This is a genomic window from Candidatus Agathobaculum pullicola, assembly GCF_052117205.1.
Classification (GTDB): Bacteria; Bacillota; Clostridia; order Oscillospirales; family Butyricicoccaceae; genus Agathobaculum; species Agathobaculum pullicola.
The window spans coordinates 1-5,063 of sequence record NZ_JBQKJP010000079.1; the positions used below are offsets into that span (position 1 = coordinate 1).

Annotated in this window: 4 protein-coding genes and 2 pseudogenes; 3 read left to right on the plus strand and 3 right to left on the minus strand. The window is 45.5% G+C overall.

The features are described from left to right. Positions 1–107: 107 nt before the first annotated feature. Positions 108–635: pseudogene (locus ACTQ3V_RS15235) on the plus strand (rRNA adenine N-6-methyltransferase family protein); the annotation flags it as partial. 116 nt (positions 636–751) lie between these two features. Here the strand turns inward: ACTQ3V_RS15235 and ACTQ3V_RS15240 are convergent. From ACTQ3V_RS15240 to ACTQ3V_RS15250, 3 genes and pseudogenes are all read right to left on the minus strand, one after another. Next, positions 752–1,225, minus strand: a pseudogene (locus ACTQ3V_RS15240) (ABC transporter permease); the annotation flags it as partial. Positions 1,226–1,241: 16 nt separating this feature from the next. Next, the gene (locus ACTQ3V_RS15245) at positions 1,242–1,967 is read right to left on the minus strand and encodes an ABC transporter permease (protein ID WP_142411299.1); all 726 of its coding nucleotides are present in this window, start codon (positions 1,965–1,967) and stop codon (positions 1,242–1,244) included. Then, complete coding sequence (locus ACTQ3V_RS15250) at positions 1,964–2,728, minus strand: ABC transporter ATP-binding protein (protein WP_142411298.1); 765 nt, start codon at positions 2,726–2,728, stop codon at positions 1,964–1,966. Before ACTQ3V_RS15250 ends, ACTQ3V_RS15245 begins: the two co-directional genes overlap by 4 nt. 156 nt (positions 2,729–2,884) lie before the next feature. Here ACTQ3V_RS15250 and ACTQ3V_RS15255 point away from each other — a divergent pair, with 156 nt between their 5' ends. After that, positions 2,885–3,586: a response regulator transcription factor gene (locus ACTQ3V_RS15255; protein WP_441468249.1), complete on the plus strand. Its 702-nt coding sequence runs from the start codon at positions 2,885–2,887 to the stop codon at positions 3,584–3,586. A gap of 4 nt (positions 3,587–3,590) precedes the next feature. Then, a complete protein-coding gene (locus tag ACTQ3V_RS15260; RefSeq protein ID WP_441468250.1) occupies positions 3,591–4,952 on the plus strand; it encodes a sensor histidine kinase in 1,362 nt (453 codons plus the stop codon). The last annotated feature ends 111 nt before the right edge of the window (positions 4,953–5,063 follow it).

Sequence of the window (5,063 nt, forward strand, 5' to 3'; positions counted from 1 at the left end):
GCGGCTTGAATCGGTATGCCTTCTGCGAGAATTCTAAACACAAACCGTTCTGCTAAAAGCTATGTGCTGGTAGGACGGTTCTTTTTGCCTTATTATGCGGTGTTGCCTTAAAACTGAATACTCGTGTCACTTTAATTCACCAAGATATTCTACAGTTTCAATTCCCTAACAAACAGAGGTATAAAATTGTTGGGAGTATTCCTTACCATTTAAGCACACAAATTATTAAAAAAGTGGTTTTTGAAAGCCATGCGTCTGACATCTATCTGATTGTTGAAGAAGGATTCTACAAGCGTACCTTGGATATTCACCGAACACTAGGGTTGCTCTTGCACACTCAAGTCTCGATTCAGCAATTGCTTAAGCTGCCAGCGGAATGCTTTCATCCTAAACCAAAAGTAAACAGTGTCTTAATAAAACTTACCCGCCATACCACAGATGTTCCAGATAAATATTGGAAGCTATATACGTACTTTGTTTCAAAATGGGTCAATCGAGAATATCGTCAACTGTTTACTAAAAATCAGTTTCATCAAGCAATGAAACACGCCAAAGTAAACAATTTAAGTACCGTTACTTATGAGCAAGTATTGTCTATTTTTAATAGTTATCTATTATTTAACGGGAGGAAATAATTCTATGAGTCGCTTTTGTAAATTTGGAAAGTTACACGTTACTAAAGGGAATGTAGATAAATTATTAGGTATACTACTGACAGCTTCCAAGGAGCTAAAGAGGTCCCTAGCGCCTACGGCAGCATAGTCAGAAACAGCCCCAAGCACCATTTCAGAAGATACAGGATTGGCAAGGTTTCTGTTACTCCCATTGTCTGTGTTGCAATCAACCCGGCGATTACGAACACGACAAGAAATACCACCATTTCCATGAACAGATAAAAGGTAAGCACACAGAATTTGGAAATGGATAATGCGCAGCGGCTGACCGGCAGCGCCAGCATTTTCAGAATACCGTTATTTCCTGTTTCTCGTCCTGCGATCATCACACAGACTACAATCATGCTGAACGGGAGCAGATAGTAGGCGTAAACAAGCGCACTTTGAATGAACATGGCAGGCCACGCATTGGTGTATTCCGGTGTAAAATAGTTGCTCAAACTCGCAACCCCGGAAACTACCACCAATAAAGGTGCAATGAAAATCAGGGGTACGATTTTGGAGCGTTTTACTTTTATAAACTCGATTTTGAGTAAATCCAAAAAGCTCATTTCTTATTATCCCTCCTTACTCGTAGCGTCTGTACTTCGCCAGCCACAAGCCCACAGCAAGGAACAACAGCGTTTCCGCCAAAGCGACAAGGGCAACCGTCGGATCAGGCTGGGCGCTCATGGCTACCGCAGGTTTCAGAATAATCACAAAAGGATGCACCAGCAGAAGTGCCAGTCCCGAATTTGCAAGTGCCATACCACTTAGAAAACCGGCAACGCCAATTCCAAGCGGCACCCACATATTTTCAAAGCGCGAGGAAATCAGCAGCATAAACGACAGTACCGGCATGGATGTGAGAAAAGAGTATCCGGCAAAGCGTACCAGCGTTCCCATTTCAAACGCTCCGTCCGGCAAATCCGTCATTCCGATTTGTGCAAGCGCCAGATTTTGCAGCACGATTGCAACCAAAAACATGACCGTCAGAATCAAAAATTTGCACAGGTACATAGCCGGGACACTCACGGGAAGCATATACATCTTCTTAACGGCGCTTCCCTTAAATTCCATGTTGTAGATCATGCAGGTAGCAACCACGATACCGAACAGATTCAGCACCATAATCATGCCGTAGAGCTGGGTCAACAAGACATCCATCGGGGCCAGCGGCAGATTCAGAAGTGTGTCTTTCCGCACAATGAAATTGACAAATGCGTAGGCGGCTCCCAAGACACCAACGGCCAGCAGCACGGGAATCACGCCGGTTCGCTTTTCTTTCCGAAGTTCGATTGCCAGCGTTTTCATAATTTTGCCCTCTGCTTTCTGTCCATGTTATCTTTCTCAACCATAGAAAGGAACACATCTTCCAGATTGTCCGCAGCGAAGCCGGATTGCAGGGCGTATTGACGCAGATCATTCATGCTTCCCTCAAACAGCAGCCGCCCGTGGTTGAGAATCCCAATGTCATCTGCAATCAATTCGATTTCAGACAGCATATGGGACGAGATCAGCACCGTGCAGTCGTAAAGGCTGGGCAAGGATTTTACCAGATTGCGAATTTCGTGGATACCGGACGGGTCAAGGCCGTTGGTGGGTTCGTCCAGAATGAGGATTGGCGGACGCCCCAGCAGCGCCCCGGCAAGGCCCAAGCGTTGCTTCATTCCCAGCGAATACTTTTTTGCCAGCCGGTCGCCAAACTCGGTCAGCCCTACCAGTTCCAGAGCATCTTCCACATCGGCTTTCGGCAGTCCCAAAATGCGGCGGATAATATCAAGATTTTCCCGCCCGGTCAGGTTTGCGTAGAAAGACGGCGCTTCGATGAAAGAGCCGATCTCTTTGAGAATAGCAATTCGATCATTCGGGAACTGTTTCCCATCAATGGTAAAGCTGCCCTTTGTCGGCGCGGTCAGGCCCAGCAGCATTTTCATGGTTGTAGATTTTCCCGCACCGTTGGGGCCGAGGAAACCATAAATGCTGCCCTTGCGAATATGAAGTGAAACATGATTGACCGAAGTGAAGTTCTTGTACTTCTTGGTCAACTGTTCCGTTGTGATGATATAGTCCATAGAAACATCTCCTTTCGATGTTTTTATGGTACAACTTCAACCTGACATCTACATTCTCCCGTCCTTACTTTTACCTTACTTTTTAAGGGACAAGATCGCAGAATGGACAGCCTATGATATAATAGAAACAAAGAAAATCAGATTGGAGAGGATGCTATGGATAATTCTTTTTTACATAGTAAAAGGCTCCTGTTGGTAGATGACGAACAGGAACTATTGAAGATGGTATCAGATATATTGAAAGATGCGGGATTTGAAACTGTCCTTACCGCTATGACGGTCAAAGAAGCTATTTTGACCGCAAAAGAGGAAACTCCTGATTTAATTGTTTTGGATGTCATGCTGCCGGATGGGGATGGCTTTTCTCTGATGCAACAGCTCCGCACCTTTACCAATGTGCCGATCATTTTCTTAACAGCAAAGGACGAAGCAGCAGACAAATTATCGGGATTGGGGCTTGGTGCAGATGACTACATTTCTAAGCCCTTTATGCCGCAAGAACTGTTACTGCGTATCTATGCGGTACTGCGGCGAACCTACAAAGAGGATTCGCCTCTGCTTGTGTTGGATGGATGTACGATTGATTTCAGCCGGGCCGAAGTCCATAAGGGCAGCGAGATTATCTCCCTGACAGCCAAAGAACACACTTTGCTCGAAACGCTTGCTCGTAATGCCGGAAAGATCGTTACCGTAGATGCGCTTTGTGAAGCCCTCTGGGGGGACAATCCTTTTGGTTATGAAAACAGCCTCAATGCTCATATCCGGCGCGTCCGGGAAAAGATTGAAACCGACCCGTCAAAACCTGTATCTCTGATAACCATTAAAGGGTTAGGCTATAAGCTAATAGCAAGGAAGTGATGCCATGAGATCATTTGCACATTATATATCTAAACATCTTGTGTCTTTCGCTGCCTTTATCCTGATATTGCTTTTTCTTAATGCGGTAGTATTCGGTCTTACTTTTCAAAAGATTGTGACCGAGGATTATGGCGATTCCTCTCCGCAATCCATGTTGGAAACGACTGCTGCCGCCGCTACGCCGGAACAATTATCGGTTGAAGCGGTGCAAAAGCTCCGGCAGAATGATATTTGGGCAATCTACTTAAACGCTGATGGACAGTGCTATTGGTCGGTTGATTTGCCGGAAAATGTGCCGGAAAGTTACAATATTCAAGATGTCGCACTATTTTCAAAAGGGTATATTGAGGATTACCCGGTTTTTGTCTGGAACACCGATGATGGGCTGTTGGTGTTGGGTTATCCAAAAGACAGCTATACAAAACTCACCAACAATTATTATTCCATTGCGGCGCTTCGAAGGCTCCCCGCCTTTGTGCTGGGAATGTTGGGATTGGATGTGTTGTGTCTCTTTTTGGCCTACTATTTTTCCAAACGCAGAATCATTCATAATACAGAACCGATTGTGTCCGCTGTGGAAACCCTGGCAGACGGAAAGCCAGTTTCACTTCATATCAGCGGTGAACTGTCGGAAATTGCAAGCAGTGTAAACAAAGCTTCTTCCATTTTGAATCGGCAAAATGAGGCACGGGCTAACTGGATCAGCGGCGTTTCTCATGACATCCGCACACCTCTCTCCATGATTATGGGGTATGCGGGCCGTATTGCGGAAAGTGAAGCTGCCAGCAAGAGCATCCGGGAACAGGCAGAAATCGTACGGAAGCAAAGTGTAAAAATCAAGGAGCTGGTACAGGATTTGAATTTAGTATCGCAGTTGGAATATGAGATGCAGCCGCTTCATAAAGAGGGGGTTCGCCTATCTAAACTGCTGCGCTCCTATGTAGCAGATCTGTTGAATACGGGAATTTCTGATAGCTACAACATTGAAATTGAGATTGCTCCAGATGCCGAAAATGCTGTGTTCGAATGTGATGCCAGATTGATTTCGCGGGCGGTGAACAACCTTGTCCAGAACAGCATGAAACACAACCCGCAGGGCTGTGAAATCCGCCTTTCTCTTTCAGCATCACAAAATCAGCTTATCTTGGCGGTTGCGGATAACGGAACTGGTCTGTCTGCTGAAAAGCTGCAAGAGTTGGAGGAAAAGCCGCATTATATGGAAAGTACAGATGAGCGGCTTGATTTGAGGCATGGACTTGGGTTGCTGATTGTCCAACAAGTCGCAATAGCTCATAACGGCAGTTTCAAACTTACTAATGTTCCCCCAAAAGGATGTGAAGTTGCTTTAATGTTCCCGTATATTTAGGGCAACACCGCATAATAAGGCAAAAAGAACCGTCCTACCAGCACATAGCTTTTAGCAGAACGGTTTGTGTTTAGAATTCTCGCAGAAGGCATACCGATTCAAGCCGCCAGG

What these genes read in the sequence shown, in the direction of transcription:
- ACTQ3V_RS15245 (WP_142411299.1), bottom strand. Translation starts at nt 1,967, where the DNA reads ATGAAAACGCTGGCAATCGAACTTCGGAAAGAAAAGCGAACCGGCGTG.
- ACTQ3V_RS15250 (WP_142411298.1), bottom strand. Translation starts at nt 2,728, where the DNA reads ATGGACTATATCATCACAACGGAACAGTTGACCAAGAAGTACAAGAAC.
- ACTQ3V_RS15255 (WP_441468249.1), top strand. Translation starts at nt 2,885, where the DNA reads ATGGATAATTCTTTTTTACATAGTAAAAGGCTCCTGTTGGTAGATGAC.
- ACTQ3V_RS15260 (WP_441468250.1), top strand. Translation starts at nt 3,591, where the DNA reads ATGAGATCATTTGCACATTATATATCTAAACATCTTGTGTCTTTCGCT.